Origin of the sequence: Plantactinospora sp. B6F1, assembly GCF_040120695.1 — a bacterium.
GTDB lineage: Bacteria > Actinomycetota > Actinomycetes > Mycobacteriales > Micromonosporaceae > Plantactinospora.
In genome coordinates, this window is record NZ_JBEEAC010000010.1 from 149,247 (window position 1) to 166,407 (window position 17,161).

Annotated in this window: 14 protein-coding genes; 11 read left to right on the top strand and 3 right to left on the bottom strand. The window is 69.7% G+C overall.

The genetic code is table 11. The annotated features are described in order from the left end of the window. Positions 1 to 193: 193 nt before the first annotated feature. From ABNF97_RS15950 to ABNF97_RS15980, 7 genes are all read left to right on the top strand, one after another. Positions 194 to 1,435 carry a PspC domain-containing protein gene (locus tag ABNF97_RS15950; RefSeq protein WP_349339010.1) on the top strand — a complete coding sequence of 414 codons (1,242 nt, stop codon included), beginning with the start codon at positions 194 to 196 and terminating at the stop codon, positions 1,433 to 1,435. Positions 1,436 to 1,440: 5 nt separating this feature from the next. Further along, complete coding sequence (locus ABNF97_RS15955) at positions 1,441 to 2,124, top strand: response regulator (protein ID WP_130462049.1); 684 nt, start codon at positions 1,441 to 1,443, stop codon at positions 2,122 to 2,124. 452 nt (positions 2,125 to 2,576) lie between these two features. Then, the gene (locus tag ABNF97_RS15960; protein WP_502930491.1) at positions 2,577 to 4,208 is read left to right on the top strand and encodes a peptide ABC transporter substrate-binding protein; all 1,632 of its coding nucleotides are present in this window, start codon (positions 2,577 to 2,579) and stop codon (positions 4,206 to 4,208) included. A gap of 181 nt (positions 4,209 to 4,389) precedes the next feature. After that, positions 4,390 to 5,316: an ABC transporter permease subunit gene (locus tag ABNF97_RS15965; RefSeq protein ID WP_130462051.1), complete on the top strand. Its 927-nt coding sequence runs from the start codon at positions 4,390 to 4,392 to the stop codon at positions 5,314 to 5,316. Between the two features lie 173 nt (positions 5,317 to 5,489). After that, positions 5,490 to 6,428, top strand: a complete 939-nt coding sequence (locus ABNF97_RS15970; protein WP_130462052.1) for an ABC transporter permease subunit — start codon at positions 5,490 to 5,492, stop codon at positions 6,426 to 6,428. Between the two features lie 8 nt (positions 6,429 to 6,436). Then, the gene (locus ABNF97_RS15975) at positions 6,437 to 7,483 is read left to right on the top strand and encodes an oligopeptide/dipeptide ABC transporter ATP-binding protein (RefSeq protein WP_130462053.1); all 1,047 of its coding nucleotides are present in this window, start codon (positions 6,437 to 6,439) and stop codon (positions 7,481 to 7,483) included. Continuing rightward, entirely contained in the window at positions 7,464 to 8,489 is a 1,026-nt protein-coding gene (locus tag ABNF97_RS15980; protein ID WP_130462054.1) for a dipeptide ABC transporter ATP-binding protein, read from the top strand. Before ABNF97_RS15975 ends, ABNF97_RS15980 begins: the two co-directional genes overlap by 20 nt. Positions 8,490 to 8,693: 204 nt before the next feature. On the opposite strand, the gene ABNF97_RS15985 is transcribed toward ABNF97_RS15980, so the two are convergent. Next, positions 8,694 to 9,017, bottom strand: a complete 324-nt coding sequence (locus tag ABNF97_RS15985; protein WP_130462055.1) for a chorismate mutase — start codon at positions 9,015 to 9,017, stop codon at positions 8,694 to 8,696. A 308-nt stretch (positions 9,018 to 9,325) separates the two neighbouring features. Between ABNF97_RS15985 and pcrA the strand changes: the two genes are divergently transcribed. Continuing rightward, complete coding sequence (gene pcrA / locus ABNF97_RS15990; protein ID WP_349338987.1) at positions 9,326 to 11,731, top strand: DNA helicase PcrA; 2,406 nt, start codon at positions 9,326 to 9,328, stop codon at positions 11,729 to 11,731. An 18-nt stretch (positions 11,732 to 11,749) separates the two neighbouring features. Here pcrA and ABNF97_RS15995 read toward each other — a convergent pair whose 3' ends face one another. Then, positions 11,750 to 12,472, bottom strand: coding sequence for a M23 family metallopeptidase (locus ABNF97_RS15995; RefSeq protein WP_486484933.1), 723 nt, complete (start codon positions 12,470 to 12,472; stop codon positions 11,750 to 11,752). Positions 12,473 to 12,842: 370 nt separating this feature from the next. Next, the gene (locus ABNF97_RS16000) at positions 12,843 to 13,571 is read right to left on the bottom strand and encodes a peptidoglycan DD-metalloendopeptidase family protein (protein ID WP_130462058.1); all 729 of its coding nucleotides are present in this window, start codon (positions 13,569 to 13,571) and stop codon (positions 12,843 to 12,845) included. A gap of 516 nt (positions 13,572 to 14,087) precedes the next feature. Between ABNF97_RS16000 and icmB the strand changes: the two genes are divergently transcribed. From icmB to sucD, 3 genes are all read left to right on the top strand, one after another. After that, complete coding sequence (gene icmB, locus ABNF97_RS16005) at positions 14,088 to 14,495, top strand: coenzyme B12-dependent isobutyryl CoA mutase small subunit (protein WP_130462059.1); 408 nt, start codon at positions 14,088 to 14,090, stop codon at positions 14,493 to 14,495. Between the two features lie 534 nt (positions 14,496 to 15,029). Beyond that, positions 15,030 to 16,205, top strand: coding sequence for an ADP-forming succinate--CoA ligase subunit beta (sucC, locus tag ABNF97_RS16010; RefSeq protein WP_349338988.1), 1,176 nt, complete (start codon positions 15,030 to 15,032; stop codon positions 16,203 to 16,205). 1 nt (position 16,206) lies between these two features. Next, the gene (gene sucD, locus ABNF97_RS16015) at positions 16,207 to 17,106 is read left to right on the top strand and encodes a succinate--CoA ligase subunit alpha (RefSeq protein WP_130462061.1); all 900 of its coding nucleotides are present in this window, start codon (positions 16,207 to 16,209) and stop codon (positions 17,104 to 17,106) included. Positions 17,107 to 17,161 lie beyond the last annotated feature (55 nt).

Genomic DNA, 17,161 nt, shown 5'->3' on the forward strand with positions numbered 1-17,161 from the left:
CTGTCGCCGGTCCGGCCGGCCTCAGGCGACAACCCTGAGCCCACCCTGAGATATCCCACGGGCGAAGTCCGGGGAGTCCCCATGGCTGTCGGGCCGGCCAGCGTGTGACGATCGGAGCGTCGGTGGAACGGGACGTGATGCGGCAGCTCAGCGCACGCCCACCCCACCGCCCGAGACGACGAGGAGATCGAAGATCCGCGCCACGACCGAGCCACCCCGCCTCTACCGGGCCCGCGACCACCGGATGGTCGCCGGCGTGGCCGCCGGGATCGCCCTGCACCTGGGCATCCGGGCGGTGTGGGTACGCGTGGCGTTCCTCCTGCTGCTCGGGTTCAGCGGGCTCGGCCTGCTGCTCTACGCGGCGTTCTGGGCGGTGGTGCCGCCGTTGCCAGGTGGCACCCCGCCCCGGCGCAACGTCTTCCAGCTGCTGCCGTTCGTGGCCATCGGGCTCGCCGTGATCCTGATCGAGGTGCTTGCCTTCAAGTCCGACGGGGTGGCCGGGACCGCGGGCTGGCTGGTCTCGATCATCGCGGTCGGCGCCGGGGTGATCTGGCACCAGTCCGCGCCCGAGCGCCGCTGGCAGTGGGACCGGTCGCTGCCGGTGCCGTGGCTCGGGGCGGTGGTGGCGGAGAGCGACCGCCGGGCCTTCGTGCTGCGGTTCATCGGTGGCGGGATACTGGTCGCGATCGGCCTGATCGGGGTCGTGGCGGTCTACCGCCCGCAGGGCAACTTCGATGCGGTGATCAACGGGGTGATCTTCGCCCTGGTCGCGCTCGCCGGGGTCGGCGTGGTGGCCGCACCGGTGCTCTGGCGGACCTACAACCAGTTGCGGGCTGAGCGGGAGGGGCGGATCCGCGAGCAGGAGCGGGCCGAGCTGGCCGCGATGATCCACGACCAGGTGCTGCATACCCTCGCCCTGATCCAGCGCAACGCGGCAGACGTCAAGACGGTGCAGCGGCTCGCCCGGGGGCAGGAGCGCTCGTTGCGGAGCTGGCTCTACAAGCCGACCGGCTCGCCGACCGAGCGGTTCGCCGCAGCGCTGGAGCAGGCCGCGGCCGAGGTGGAGGACACCTTCGCGATCACCGTGGAGACGGTGGTGGTCGGCGACAGGGAGACCGACGAACGGGTCGGCGCGCTGGTGGCCGCCGCCCGGGAGGCGCTGGTCAACGCGGCCCGGCATGCCAAGGTGCAGACCGTCTCGCTCTATGCCGAGGTCGAGCCGGAGCAGGTGAGCGTCTTCGTCCGCGATCGCGGCGCGGGGTTCGACCCGACTACCGTTGAGGGACACCGGCACGGCGTACGCGGCTCGATCATCGGGCGGATGAAGCGGCACGGCGGGCGGGCGGAGATCCGCAGTACGCCGGGGGACGGCACCGAGGTGAGACTCTTCCTCCCGATTCCTCGGGAGGGCGCGGCACCAGGGAAGGACAGGTAACGATCATGGTCGAGCCGACGGAGCCGGTGCGGGAGGCGACGCCCGAGCCGCGGCCGCTGCGGGTGTTTCTCGTCGACGATCACGCGATGTTCCGGGCCGGCGTTCGCGCCGAGCTGGGGACGCACGTCGAGGTGGTCGGCGAGGCCAGCACGGTGGCCGAGGCGATCAGCCGGATCGCCGCCACCGAGCCCGATGTGGTGCTGCTCGACGTGCACATGCCGGACGGAGGGGGCCGGGCGGTGCTGGAGGCGGTCCGGCGTACCCGGCCGGAGGTGCGGTTCCTGGCGCTCAGTGTCTCCGACGCCGCCGAGGACGTGATCGGGCTGATCCGGGCCGGTGCCCGGGGATACGTCACCAAGACCATCTCGCCGGACGAGTTGACCGCCGCGATCCGTCGGGTCGCCGACGGTGACGCGGTGTTCAGTCCCCGGCTGGCCGGGTTCGTGTTGGACTCCTTCGCCTCCCGGCCGGACGCGCCGGTCGCCGATCCCGAGCTGGACCAGCTCACCAACCGCGAGCGGGAGGTGCTGCGGCTGCTGGCCCGGGGCTACGCGTACAAGGAGATCGCCAAGGAGCTCTTCATCTCCATCAAGACCGTGGAGACGCACGTCTCGAACGTGCTGCGCAAGCTCCAGATGTCGAACCGCTACGAGCTGTCCCGGTGGGCTGCCGACCGCCGTCTGGTCTGATCGCCGATGCCCGGACCCCGGGCGGAGGTCCGGGCATCGGCGGATCCGCCGGTGTGACATCGCCCGAGCGGTGGGTGTCCGAAGGATGACGACCAGGTACCATACATCGATGGGTTTCGCTACCTTGCTGCCTGTCGGGTTCCCGGGCGCACGACTCCGTATCCTCCAAACGGATGAGCACGGTCGGTATGCGCTTGACATCGGAGAGCGCCTACGGTGGGCGGGAAAGGTCACAGCGAACCGTGTGATCGGTCGCCGAAGCAACCCGTCCCGGTGACGTTTTGCCTGCTCAGGGCCCATGTTCAGAGCGGGTGCCCGTCGGTCTGGGGCATGTCTGAAACATTGCCGGCAACTAACGGGTTGATAACGGCACCTTTCCGCGCTAGGCGGCTCAGTGTCACAGTGTCAGTCACCTCACAGTCCCTCGTGAGCGCCCTGAGGAGGCATCACTCATGCGCGGGCATTTCCCGTTAAAGATGGCGGTCGGAGCGACCGCCATAATGTTGTTGGCGGCAGGCTGCGGCAGTGGCGGCGATGACGAGACTTCGGCGGCGGACGCCGTGGTCTCGATCGGCATCGGCGAGCCCCAGCACCTGATCCCCTCCAACACGACCGAGTCCAACGGTGCCGAGGTGCTCGCAGCACTCTTCAGCCCGCTGGTGGACTTCGACGCCGACAACAAGCCGTACCTGGTTGCCGCCGAGTCGGTCGAGTCGACCGACAACAAGGTCTGGACGGTCAAGCTGAAGGACGGCTACACCTTCCACAACGGTGAGAAGGTGACCGCCGACAGCTACATCAACGCCTGGAACCACGGCGCCTACGGCCCGAACGGCAACGGCGGCTCCTACTTCTTCGAGCGGATCGAGGGCTACAAGGACCTGCAGTCCGAGGACCCGGACGGCGACGGCCCGAAGAAGGCTCCGGACCCGGCGGCGAAGACCATGTCCGGCCTGAAGAAGGTCGACGACCAGACCTTCACGGTCACGCTGAGCGAGCCTTTCTCCGGCTGGCGCTCGGTCATGGGCTACACCGTCTTCTACCCGCTGCCGAACGCCGCGTTCGCCTCGGAGGGCGTGCTCAAGGAGGAGTACGAGCAGGCTCCGATCGGCAACGGCCCGTTCAAGATGAAGGGCACCTGGCAGCACGACTCGAAGATCGAGGTCGAGCGCTACGACGCCTACCCGGGCGACAAGCCGAAGGTCGGCGGGGTCACCTACAAGATCTACCAGGAGCAGACCGCCCAGTACGCCGACCTGATGGGTGGCGCCCTGGACGTGGTGACCCAGATTCCGATCGAGAACCTGGCCACCGCCCCGGCCGACCTCGGTGACCGCTTCAAGACCGGCCCGAACTCGGTGTTCCAGTTCGTCGGCTTCCCGACCTTCCTCCCGCAGTACTCGAAGGTCGAGGTCCGCAAGGCGATCTCGATGGCGATCAACCGCAAGGAGATCACCGACAACATCTTCCGCGGCGCGCAGAGCCCGGCGGCGGCGTTCGTCTCCCCGGCGGTGGCCGGCTACCGCGAGAACAGCTGCGGCGAGGCCTGCACCTACGACCCGGCCAAGGCCAAGGCGGCCTACGAGGCCGCGGGCGGCCCGAAGCAGATCAAGATCACGTACAACGCTGACGGTGGCCACAAGGCCTGGGTCGACGCGACCTGCAACCAGCTCAAGGCCAACCTGGGCGTCGACTGCGTCGGCGTCGGCGAGCCGAAGTTCGCCGACCTGCTCACCAAGGTCGAGAAGAAGGAAGACGTCGGCCTGATCCGGCTCGGCTGGATCATGGACTACCCGCTGATGGAGAACTACCTCGGCCCGCTGTTCAGCACCAACGGCTCGTCGAACTACTACGGTTACAGCAACCCGGAGTTCGACAACCTGGTCAAGCAGGGCTCGGCCGCGCCGACCGAGGAAGAGGCCATCAAGCTCTGGCAGCAGGCCGAGGACATCCTCGTCCGCGACATGCCGGTGATCCCGCTGCGGTTCGGCCAGAACGTCTACGGCCACTCCGAGCGGGTCAAGAACGTCGAACTTGACAAGTTCCAGAAGGTCGAGCTCCTCAAGATCGAGGCGACGAGCTGACCTGACTGCTCCAGCGACCGGACGGTCCGGTCCCACCCAGCCTGGGTCGGACCGGACCGTCCGTCGCAGCCTTACCGGCCCGGTGACCGGGGACCGGTGAGGCTGCGGTCGCGCTACCGTGCGCATCACGGTCTGCTGCCCAGCAGGCAGTCACCGATGCTCGTCTCTAAGGACTTGAGATATGTTCCGCTACTTCGTGCGGCGCGTGCTGCAAGGGGTCCTGACGTTCTTCGGGGCCACCTTCATCGTGTACGCGCTGATGTTCGCCAACCAGGACGACCCGCTCCAGGCTCTGGTGGGTGAGCGGCCGGTGCCGGAGAACGTCCGGCAGGCGCTCACCGAAAGGTACCATCTGGACGACCCGCTCCTCGTCCAATATGGCCACTACATCCGTGGCCTGCTGACGGGGGACTTCGGCATCTCGCTCACCAACCGGCCGATCAGCGAGATGATGCAGCAGGCCTGGCCGGTCACCATCCGGCTGGCGGTCTACGCGATCATCATCTCGGCCCTGGTCGCCGTCACCGCCGGTGTCATCTCCGGGATCCGCCGTGGCGGGATCTTCGACACCAGCACGCTGATGATCACGCTGGTCCTGCTCTCGCTGCCGATCGTGGTGCTGGCCCCGCTGGCCCAGCTCGTCTTCGGGGTGCAGTTGAAGTGGTTCCCGGCGACAGCCGGCGGCGAACCCGGGTTCTATCAACTCCTCCTGCCGGCGCTCGTGCTGAGCGCTCTGGTGATCGCCACCCAGATCCGGGTGACCCGTGCCGCGGTGGCGGAGAACCTCCGCTCGGACTACGTCCGTACCGCCCGGGCCAAGGGACTGGCGAACCGCCGGGTGATCGGCGTACACGTCTTGCGCAACTCGCTGATCCCGGTCATCACGCTGATCGGTGTCGACCTGGGCAACCTGATGGCCGGAGCGATCGTCACCGAGGGTGTGTTCAACATCCCGGGCGTCGGTTTCAACCTGTTCCGCGGGATCCGGACCGAGGACGGCCCGCTGGTGGTCGGCTTCGTCAGCATCCTGGTGATCGTCTTCCTGGTGGTCAACCTGGTCGTCGATCTGTTGTACGCGGTACTCGACCCGAGGATCCGCTATGAGTGAGCGAAGCGAACGAATCAACCTGCTCGGTGTGTATGTCTCCTCGGGCCGGCGCCGAGCGCAGCGAGGCGGCGGTACGAGTGAGCGAAGCGAACGAATCAACCTGCTCGGTGTGAAGGTGTCCTCGGGGCGGCGCCGGGCCGGCGAGGCGACGGCACGAGTAAGCGAGGCGTCCGATGAGTAACGTGGAATCCGTCACCCAGGCGGAGGTACCCGACGCCGCCGGTGTGCCGGTGTCGTCGGACGGCGGCCCCGAGAAGTCGCGCAGTCTGACCGGAGACGCCTGGGATGACCTGCGGCACAACTGGGTCTTCTGGTTCGCCGCCGTGCTGGTGGTGCTGGTCGTCGTGATGGCGGCTTTCCCGAGCCTGTTCACCTCGGCCAACCCCGAGGCGTGCGCGCTGTCCCGGCAGCACCAGGGCCCGACCGGCTCGGCCATCTTCGGCTACAACTTCCAGGGCTGCGACGTCTACGCCCGGACGGTCTACGGCGCCCGCAACTCGGTGTTGATCGGGCTCCTCGCGACCGCCATCGCCGGAGTGATCGGCCTGCTCGTGGGCATGACGGCCGGCTACTTCGGCGGCTGGATCGACGCCCTGCTGGCCCGGGGCATCGACATCGTGCTGGGCATCCCCAGTCTGCTCGCGGCGATCGTGCTGGCCCGGCGCCTCTCCTCGGACCCGCAGAACTCGGGTTTCTGGGCGGTGGTCGTCACCCTCGGCGTGCTGACCTGGACCACCGGCGCCCGGATCATGCGATCGTCGGTCATCGCGGCCAAGAGCCAGGACTACGTTGCGGCGGCCCGGATGCTCGGTGCCGGCTCCGGCCGGTTGATGTTCCGGCACATCCTGCCGAACGCGGCGGCGCCGTTCGTGGTGGTGCTGACCATCCTGCTCGGCATCAACATCTCCACCGAGGCCACCCTGACCTTCCTCGGCGTCGGTCTGCGGGGCAACGAGATCTCCTGGGGGGTCGACATCTCGACAGCGGCGCCGTACGTCCGGGAGACGGCCACTCCACTGGTCTGGCCGTCGATCTTCCTGGCGATGACCGTGCTGGCGTTCATCATGCTCGGCGACGCGATCCGCGACGCCTTCGACCCGAGGCTGCGGTGAGCTGACCCATGACCGATATCAAGGCAGAGATCGACGTCCTACCCGGGCTGGACTCGTCCGCCCGGCTGCTGGAGGTCGAGAAGCTCCAGGTCGAGTTCCATACCCAGGTCGGGATCGCCCGCGCGATCAACGGGGTGGACCTGCACCTGGATCCCGGCGAGACGCTGGCCATCCTGGGCGAGTCCGGCTGCGGCAAGTCGGTGACCGCCCAGGCGATCATGGGCATCCTGGACTCGCCACCCGGGTTCATCACCGGAGGTGCGATCCGCTACCGCGGTGTCGACCTGCTCAAGCTTCCCGAGGAGCAGCGCCGCAAGGTGCGGGCCAACCACATCGCGATGATCTTCCAGGACGCGCTCTCCGCGCTGAACCCGGTCTTCTCGGTCGGGTTCCAGCTCGGCGAGCTGTTCCGGGTGCATCGTGGAATGTCCCGGCAGGATGCCCGGAAGCGGTCGATCGAACTGCTCGACCTGGTCAAGATCCCGGCCGCCCGGCAGCGGGTCAACGACTATCCGCACCAGTTCTCCGGCGGCATGCGGCAGCGCGTCATGATCGCGATGGCGCTGGCGCTCGACCCGAAGGTGCTGATCGCGGACGAGCCGACCACCGCGCTGGACGTGACGGTGCAGGCCCAGATCATGAACCTCCTCGCCGAGTTGCGGCGGGAACGGAACATGGGGCTGATCCTGATCACCCACGACATGGGTGTGGTCGCCGACGTGGCCGACCGAATCTCGGTGATGTACGCCGGGAAGGTGGTCGAGGAGGCGCCGGTGCTGGATATCTACGCCCGGCCGGCGCACCCGTACACCAAGGCCCTGCTGGAGTCGATTCCGCGGCTGGACCTCAAGGGCCGGCAGCTCAACGTGATCAAGGGCCTGCCGCCCAACCTGACCCGGATTCCGGGCGGCTGCCCGTTCCACCCGCGGTGCGGGTACGCCCGCGACGCGTGCCTGGCCGACCCGCCCCCGCCGCAGTACCAGGTGGATCCGGTCCGGACGGCGCGGTGCCATTTCTGGACGGAGGTGATCGGCAATGAGCCAGCCGTCAAGTGACGAGGTCGTGCTGGAGACCCAAGGGTTGATCAAGCACTTCCCGATCACCCGCGGCATCGTCTTCCAGAAGAAGGTCGGTGCGGTACGCGCGGTGGATGGGATCGACCTGCAGTTGCGTCGGGGCGAGACCCTCGGCGTGGTCGGCGAGTCCGGCTGCGGCAAGTCGACCCTGGCGAAGCTGCTGGTGGGCCTGGAGAAGCCGACCAGCGGTGCGATCAACGTCCGGGGCCAGGACATGACCCGGCTGACCGGCGGTGCGCTGCGGAGGGCCCGGCGCAACATCCAGATGGTGTTGCAGGATCCGTACACCTCGCTGAACCCGCGGATGACCGTCGGCGACATCATCGGCGAACCCTTCGACATCCACCCGGAGGTCGCCCCGGCCGCCGAGCGGAAGCAGCGGGTTCGGGAGCTGCTGGATCTGGTCGGGTTGAACCCGGAGCACATCAACCGGTATCCGCACCAGTTCTCGGGTGGGCAGCGGCAGCGGATCGGGATCGCCCGGGCGCTCGCGCTCAAGCCGGAGATCATCGTCTGTGACGAGCCGGTGTCGGCGTTGGACGTGTCGATCCAGGCCCAGGTGATCAACCTGCTGGAAAGCCTCCAGGACGAGTTGGGGCTGTCGTACATCTTCATCGCGCACGACCTGTCGGTGGTGCGGCACATCGCCGACCGGGTCGCGGTGATGTACCTGGGCAAGATCGTGGAGATCGGCGTCGAGGACGAGATCTACGAGCGGCCGACCCACCCGTACACCCAGGCGCTGCTCTCGGCGGTACCGGTGCCGGACCCGACGCTGCGTGGCCAACGGGACCAGATCGTCCTGGAGGGCGACGTGCCCTCGCCGGCCGACCCGCCGTCGGGCTGCCGGTTCCGCACCCGGTGCTGGAAGGCGCAGGAGATCTGCGCCAGCGAGGAGCCGCCGCTGGTGCGGCGGGAGCATTCGGCGCACCCGAGCGCGTGCCATTTCGCCGAGGAGCGGAACGTGGTGCACGCGGTCGAGTAGACCGGTCAGACGCGGTGGTTTGCCTGACCCGGCCGGCCACCGATGCTAGAAGAACGCCTCCTCAGTGCCCGGGGCGCGGGCCGCCATCCATGCGGCCGCGTCCCGGGCTCGCGTCTGTCCAGGCCAGCCTTGACCGACGACGGGCTGCAGGTGGCCGTCCCCGCCGCGACCGGCCGGCGGAGCGGGCCGGCAGGGGAGTACGGCTCAGAGCGGGCCGCGGCCGGCCCGCAGCAGCAGCAGGGCGAGCTGGGTCCCGTCGGCGCCGAGCGCATCCCGGAACCGGTCCAGGATCTCCCGCTCCCGGGAGAGGACGAGCCGGGTGCCCCCGGAGGCCATCCGGGTCCGGCCGACCTGCTGGGAGAGCGCGGCGCGCTCCTGCCAGAGGGCGATCAGCTCACGGTCGATCTCGTCGATCCGGTCCCGCAGCCCGAGGATGTGTTGCGAGGCGTCCGGCGCGCTCGTCCCGGTCTCGGGATCGGCGCCGTTCGCGGGAAGCTCTGCCACCTCTGCCGCCACCTCTGCCGCCATGGGGTCCTCCTTGCCAGCCAGGTCCCCGGTGCCTGCATCCCGACGCGAAAAGGCCCCGGGCTTCAGGAGCCCGGGGCTTTCGTAGGTCATGTTCAGGCGCGACCCACGGCTGCCGGACTCCCGGAGCCGTAGTAAAAGAAGTAGGCCTGCGCCCGATGGATCACGGGTTGAGTATGCCCAGCCACCGGTGTCTTGGCAAGCGGATCGGCGATGCCGGGGAAGGTGACCTTCGGGAACAATCCGGTCGAGGCGGGTAGTGCCCGGCGGAGGCAGAGGTTGTCTCCCCGCCGGCATAGACTCGCCAGGCGATGCATGCTCTCTTCGAACCCCCGCCGCCCTCCGTCCCGCCGTCCCAGGGCACACCCCGGCACCGGCCGTCCGGTCCCGATCCGCAGGCCCTGCTGGCCGGGCTGAACGGGCCACAGCGGGACGCGGTGACCCACTCCGGGGCACCGCTGCTGATCGTCGCCGGTGCCGGCTCGGGCAAGACCCGGGTGCTGACCCACCGGATCGCCTACCTGCTCGCTGCCCGGGACGTGCACCCGGGGCAGATCATCGCGATCACCTTCACCAACAAGGCGGCCGGGGAGATGAAGGACCGGGTCGCCGCGCTGGTCGGGCCGAGAGCCCGGCTGATGTGGGTGTCGACGTTCCACTCCGCCTGCGTACGCATCCTGCGGGCCGAGCACGAGCACGCCGGCCTGAAGTCGACGTTCTCGATCTACGACGCCGACGACTCGCGCCGGCTGATGCAGTTGGTCACCCGGGAACTGGACCTCGACCCGAAGCGCTATCCGGCCCGAGGGCTGACCACGCAGGTCTCGAACCTGAAGAACGAGCTGGTCGACCCGGAGACCTTCGCCGCCCGGGCGAAGGGGCCGAACGAGCGGGCGCTGGCCGAGGCGTACACGCTCTACCAGCGGCGGCTGACCGAGGCGCACGCGCTCGACTTCGACGATCTGATCATGACGACTGTGCACCTGCTCCAGTCGCATCCGCACGTCGCGGAGAGCTACCGCCGCCGGTTCCGGCACGTCCTGGTCGACGAATACCAGGACACCAACGCCGCGCAGTACACGCTGGTCAAGGAGCTGGTCGGCGGCACACCCGGGGTCGATCCGGCCGAGCTCTGCGTCGTCGGCGACGCCGACCAGTCGATCTACGCGTTCCGCGGCGCCACCATCCGGAACATCCTCGAGTTCGAGCGGGACTTCACCGACGCCCGGACCATCCTGCTCGAACAGAACTACCGCTCCACCCAGACGATCCTCAACGCCGCCAACGCGGTGATCGAGCGCAACAGCTCCCGCAAGCCGAAGCGGCTGTGGAGCGAGGAGGGGGCGGGGGAGCAGATCGTCGGTTACGTCGCCGACACCGAGCACGCCGAGGCGGACTGGGTGGGCAGGGAGATCGACCGGCTCTGTGACGCCGGTGCGGCCCGCCCCGGCGACGTGGCGGTCTTCTACCGCACCAACGCGCAGTCCCGGGTCTTCGAAGAGGTCTTCATCCGGGTCGGGCTCCCCTACAAGGTGGTCGGCGGGGTCCGGTTCTACGAGCGCAAGGAGGTCCGGGACGCCCTGGCCTACCTCCGCGCCGTGGTCAACGACGACGACACGGTGAGCATCCGGCGGATCCTCAACACCCCGCGGCGGGGCATCGGCGACCGGGCCGAGGCCTGTGTGGAGGCACTCGCCACCCGGGACCGGATCTCGTTCGGCGCCGCGCTGCGCCGGGCCGCCGAGGCGCCCGGCATCTCCACCCGGTCGGCCAACGCGATCGCCGAGTTCGTCAGCCTGCTCGACGGGCTGCGGGAGCTGGCCGGGACCGCCCTGCCGGAGGAGGTGCTGGAGGCGGTGCTGACCCGCTCGGGCTACCTCGGCGAGCTGGAGGAGAGCCTCGACCCGCAGGACGCCGGCCGGGTGGAGAACCTCCAGGAACTGGTCAGCGTCGCCCGGGAGTACACCGAACGGGTGGAGGCGCTGGCCGACGAGGGCGGCACCGGTGCCACCCTGGCCGGCTTCCTGGAGCAGGTCGCGCTGGTCGCCGACGCCGACCAGGTGCCGTCGGACGACCCCGACCACCAGGGCGTGGTGACCCTGATGACCCTGCACACCGCCAAGGGGCTGGAGTTCCCGGTGGTCTTCCTGACCGGGCTGGAGGACGGCGTCTTCCCGCACCTGCGGGCGCTGGGCGACAACCGGGAGCTGGAGGAGGAGCGCCGGCTGGCGTACGTCGGGATCACCCGGGCCCGCAAGCGGCTCTACCTGTCCCGGGCGGTGACCCGGTCGGCCTGGGGGCAGCCGTCCTACAACCCGCCGTCCCGGTTCGTCGACGAGTTGCCGGGCGACCTGGTCCGCTGGGAGCGCACCGGGGCCGCCTACACCTCCTGGTCCGGGAGCGGCGGCGGGGTGGGCGGCAGGTCCGGCGCCGAGGAACGGTCCGGCGCCTATCGGGGCGGCGGCTTCTCCGGGGGTACGCCGAAGGCGGCCCAGCTCGCCTCCCGGCTCGGCATCGACGGCAGCCGGCTCAGCACCGCGAGCGAGTTGAAGCAGCCGCCCAAGGTCGCGGTCGGGGACCGGGTCAACCACCAGCGCTACGGTCTCGGCCGGGTGCTGGCGGTCGAGGGACACGGCTCCGCTGCCCGGGCACAGATCGACTTCGGTGACCAGACGCTCTGGCTGGTGCTCCGGCACGCGCCGCTCGACAAGCTCTGAGCGCCGCCGGCTGCCGGCTCAGCAGCCCAGATCCACCCCGCGGGCCCGCATCCACGGTGCCGGGTCGACCTGGTTCCACAGCCCGTCGTGCACCTCGAAGTGCAGGTGTGGGCCGGTGGAGTCACCGGTGGAACCCTCGTACCCGATCACCTGGCCGGGCTTGACCCGCTGCCCGACGCTGACCACGGTCCGACTCTGGTGGGCGTAGTGGGTGAGCCAGCCGTCGCCGTGGTCGACGACCACCGAGATGCCGTACCCGGCGAAGGCCCAGCCGGCGTCGACCACCGTGCCGGCCCCGGCGGCCCGGATCGGGGTCTCGGCCGGCATCGCCAGATCGATGCCGGCGTGCATCGTTCCCCAGCGCATCCCGTAGCAGGACGTGACGGCGGCGGCCGGCATCGGGTGGACCCAGGCGGCCGCCTTCCGGCTCGCGGTCGGGCTGGCCGCCTTCGCGGAGGTGCTGCTCCGGTTCGGCGCCGCGGTCGGCGGTCGGGTGGTCGCGGTGGCGCCCGGCGTGGGTGTCGCGGTCGGCGTCGGGGAGGTCGTCGGGGTGGCGACCGGTTCCCGGGCGGACCGGTCGGCACGCTGCCCGGCGGCGGCCCGGGCCGACTCCTCGGCGGCCACCGACACCCGGTCGGTGGAGCGGTCGCCGCCGACGGCCACCGCCGTCACCGTGCCGGCCACGGCGAGGCCGAGCAGTGCGACGAGCCCGGGTACGAGGTACCGGCTCCGGCCGGCGATCCGGTGCCGGGCGACGCCGGAGCCTCCGGTACGCCGGCTCGGGGCGGGCCCGGCGGCCCGGTCCTCGGTCGTCTCGGGCTGGTTCGGCTCGGTCTCCGGCACGACGGATCCCTTCTGGCTGGGGTACGGACCCGGAGATGGTGGCCGGAGTGGTGCTGCCGGGCTGGCAGCGGGTTGCCGACACCGACGGCGGGCGGACGCCTGCAGCGGCGTTATGCCGGAAATCCACCTGGATGGCGCCGGACACGCACGACTCGGCTGTGCCGTCGATCACATCCGTGGGTGTGGCGCAGGAAACTTTGTCGTACGTCGGAGAAAAGAAAACCGCCCGACCGGCATCGATCGGGCGGCAAAGCGGCGTTACGCGTGGTCAGGAAGCGGCCACGCCAGCATATGGGTCGTCCACCTTGAGTTGGATGTCCACTTTCCGGTCCCGGAGGTAGGGGATCGGGTCGGTCGGCTTGCCATTGACATGAAGCTCGAGGTGCAGGTGCGAGCCGTAGGCGTGGCCGGTGTTGCCGACCAGGCCGAGCTGATCGCCGGCCTTGACCTCCTGCCCCTCGCTGACCAGAAGCTTCGACGAGTGCCCGTAGATGGACTCGGTGCCGTCGGCGTGCTGGACGATCACGCAGTAGCCGTACCCGCCGAACCAGCCGGCCTTGGTCACCGTGCCCGCGTGCACCGCGTTGAACGGGGTCCCCTCGGGGGCGGCCAGGTCGATGCCGGCGTGCAGCTTGTTCCACTTCATCCCGTAGGGCGAGGTGAAGCTGTAGTTTTCGAGCGGAAGCAGCCAGACGTCGGGGGCGGCGGCCAGGGTGGAGGCGAGCCCGTCCCCCTGGTCGCTGCGGGACGCGGGCGGCTGCTGGGCGTCGGCGGCCCGCGCGCTCAGGTCCTCGCTGGTGGCGGCGGCCTTCTCCAGGTCCGCCAGCGCGGAGGGGCTGACCGCCTTGGCGTCCGGCAGTGCTCCCGCGCCGAGCGCGACGACGCCGGCTCCGACGAACGCGGTGGTGACGACGGCGGCGTAGCGACTGCGCGGGGGTGTGGGGACGCGACGTCGCCCTCGATAGCGATCGGGCTCAGACGACAGGCGCTGGCGCACGCACACCCTCCGTTGTCGGGTCAGTGTTGCGACCGTGACCGATGTTCGACCATCGGGATGAACTCCGGTTGACCGCGTTGTCGCCCGGTCATGGACCTGATGACAACCGTGGGCCACGGTAACCAACCCCTAGGCGCGCCACAAGTCGCAGCGCCAGATTGCCGGCGCACTGTGCGGTTGTGCGTCATGGAATGCCATATCTCGTAACCTTTTGCGATCGCTCTCGTTAGTAGCGCTCAGTAACTTTCGGGCTAGCAACGTGTCATCGATCCGACTCGTGGCGGAACCTGCGCGGGCGGACCCCTAGGGGTATGGCCCGGGCGACTGCCTGGGCTCGTCACCCGGCTCGTCCCCACCTCGTCACCCGGTCGGCCCGTCACCCACCTTGTCGCCCGGTCGGCTCGTCACCCACCTTGTCGCCCGGCTCGTTGCCCGGGTGAGTTCCCGGGCAGCCGTCCGCCGGGTTACCGTTCGTTAAGGTAACTCTGGCCGGTGTCCAGGAAAGGTGTTGCGCTGATGAGTTCTCGGATCCGGGTGGTCGTTGCCAAGCCTGGCCTGGATGGGCACGACCGGGGGGCGAAGGTGGTCGCCCGGGCCCTGCGAGATGCCGGTATGGAGGTCATCTACACCGGACTGCACCAGACGCCCGAGCAGATCGTCGAGACGGCGATCCAGGAGGACGCCGACGCGATCGGCCTGTCGGTGCTCTCCGGGGCCCACATGACGCTCTTCCGCCGGGTGCTGGAACTGCTCGCCGAGCGGGACGCGGCCGACCTGGTCGTCTTCGGCGGCGGGATCATCCCGGACGCGGACATCCCCGAACTGGAGCGGCTCGGGGTGGCGAAGATCTTCACCCCGGGCGCCACCACCGGCGCGATCGTGGAGTGGGTCCGGACCAACGTGGGTCAACCGGTCGTCGGCTGATCGCCGGCTGTCCGCCCACCCTCGTCGCCGGACCGTTCGTCGCACCGTAGCCCGGGCGCACCGGAAATGGGGGAGAGGCCGGACGCACCCCTCACACGTCCGGCCTCTCTATGCGCGATGCCCCGCCGCCACCCCTCGACCGACAGGGCATCGGCCGCTTCGTCATCGCGCCCCCCAGCGCTCCGACATCAGACTCAACGAGGTCCCTTACCCGGGGTTACGCCGACCGGGGAATCTTTTCCCGGCCACGCCCGACCAGTCGGGCCGGGCCAACCGCCGCCCCGCTGCCGCCTTATCCCACCCCGGGCGTTCTACTGTCGCGTTATCGCACACGGGACACCTGGCTGTCGCGTTATCGCACACGGGCACCTTGCTGTGCGTTATCGCACATCGAGCACCCACGTGAATGCCGGGCGTGGTCACCTCGCTAGGCTGCGGCCGATGGCCTGTTCGTGCCTACAGCAGGCTCAAACTCATTCACACGCTGGCGGCGGTGCGACGGCGCGCCGCGGAGACGGGACGGGACGCGCAATCGTGGACCTGTACGAATACCAGGGGCGTGAGCTGTTCGAACGGCACGGGCTGCCCGTGCTGGCCGGCGGCGTCGCGACGACCCCGGAGGAGGCCCGCGCGATCGCCGAGCGCCTCGGCGGCCGGGTGGTCGTCAAGGCTCAGGTCAAGGTCGGCGGCCGGGGCAAGGCAGGCGGCGTCAAGCTCGCCGAGACGCCGGACGAGGCGGTGGCCCGCTCCACCGACATCCTCGGCATGGACATCAAGGGCCACACGGTCAACAAGGTCATGATCACTGTGACCGCCGACATCGCCGAGGAGTACTACTTCTCCTACCTGCTCGACCGCGCGAACCGCACCTTCCTCTGCATCGCCAGCGTGGCCGGCGGGATGGACATCGAGCAGGTGGCCGCCGAGACGCCGGAGCGGGTCGCGAAGGTCGCCATCGACGCCAACGTCGGGGTCGACGAGGCCAGGGCGCGCGAGATCGTCGAGGCCGCCGGCTTTCCGACCGAGCTGACCGAGCAGATCGTGCCGATCGCCGTACGCCTGTGGCAGGCCTTCGTGGCCGAGGACGCCACCCTGGTCGAGGTGAACCCGCTGGCCCGGACGGTCGACGGCAAGGTGCTCTGCCTCGACGCGAAGGTCTCGCTCGACGAGAACGCCGGCTTCCGGCACCCCGACCACGAGGCGCTGGTCGACCAGGCCGCGGTGGACCCGCTGGAGCAGCGGGCCAAGGAGAAGGACCTCAACTACGTCAAGCTGGACGGCGAGGTCGGCATCATCGGCAACGGCGCCGGCCTGGTGATGTCCACCCTCGACGTGGTGGCGTACGCGGGCGAGCCGCACGGCGTCAAGCCGGCGAACTTCCTCGACATCGGCGGTGGCGCGAGCGCGGCGGTGATGGCGAACGGGCTGGAGATCGTACTCTCCGACCCGTCGGTGCGCAGCGTCTTCGTCAACGTCTTCGGCGGCATCACCGCCTGCGACGAGGTCGCCAACGGCATCATCCAGGCGCTGGCCCTGCTCGCCGAGCGCGGCGAGGCGGTCGAGAAGCCCCTCGTCGTACGCCTCGACGGCAACAACGCGGAGGCCGGGCGGGCCATTCTCGACGGCGCCGCGAACCCGCTGGTCCAGCGGGTGGACACCATGGACGGCGCGGCCCAGCGGGCCGCCGAGCTCGCGGCTGCGGGGGTCTGAGATGGCAATCTGGCTGACCAAGGGTTCCAAGGTCGTCGTGCAGGGGATGACCGGCTCCGAGGGGATGAAGCACACCCGGCGGATGCTGGCCGCCGGCACCAACGTGGTGGGTGGGGTCAACCCGCGCAAGGCCGGCCAGAAGGTCGCCTTCGAGGGTGTCAACGACCGGATCGAGCTGCCGGTCTTCGCGAACGTCGCCGAGGCGATGGCGGCCACCGGCGCCGACGTCACGGTCATCTTCGTGCCACCGCAGTTCACCCGGGGCGCCGTGGTCGAGGCGATCGACGCCGGCATCCCGCTCGCCGTGGTGATCACCGAGGGCGTACCGGTGCACGACACCGCGGCGTTCTGGGCGTACAACCTGGCGCAGGGGGAGCGGACCCGGATCGTCGGGCCGAACTGCCCCGGCATCGCCTCGCCGGGTGCCTCCAACGCCGGCATCATCCCGGCCGACATCACCGGAGCGGGCCGGATCGGACTGGTCAGCAAGAGCGGCACCCTGACGTACCAGATGATGTACGAGCTGCGCGACATCGGCTTCTCCACCTGCGTCGGCATCGGCGGCGACCCGATCATCGGCACCACCCACATCGACGCGCTCGCCGCGTTCCAGGCCGACCCGGAGACCGACGCCATCGTGATGATCGGCGAGATCGGCGGCGACGCCGAGGAGCGGGCGGCCGAGTTCATCAAGGCGAACGTCACCAAGCCGGTGGTCGGGTACATCGCCGGCTTCACCGCGCCGCCCGGCAAGACCATGGGACACGCCGGGGCCATCATCTCCGGTTCGGCCGGCACCGCCGACGCGAAGAAGGCCGCGCTGGAGGCGGTCGGGGTCAAGGTCGGCAAGACGCCGAGCGAGACCGCGAGGCTGATGCGGGAGCTGATGTCCGGCAACTGAGCCGTCCACGTCTGCTTCCGGGGTGGTCGGCGAGCGCCGGCCACCCCGGTTGCCG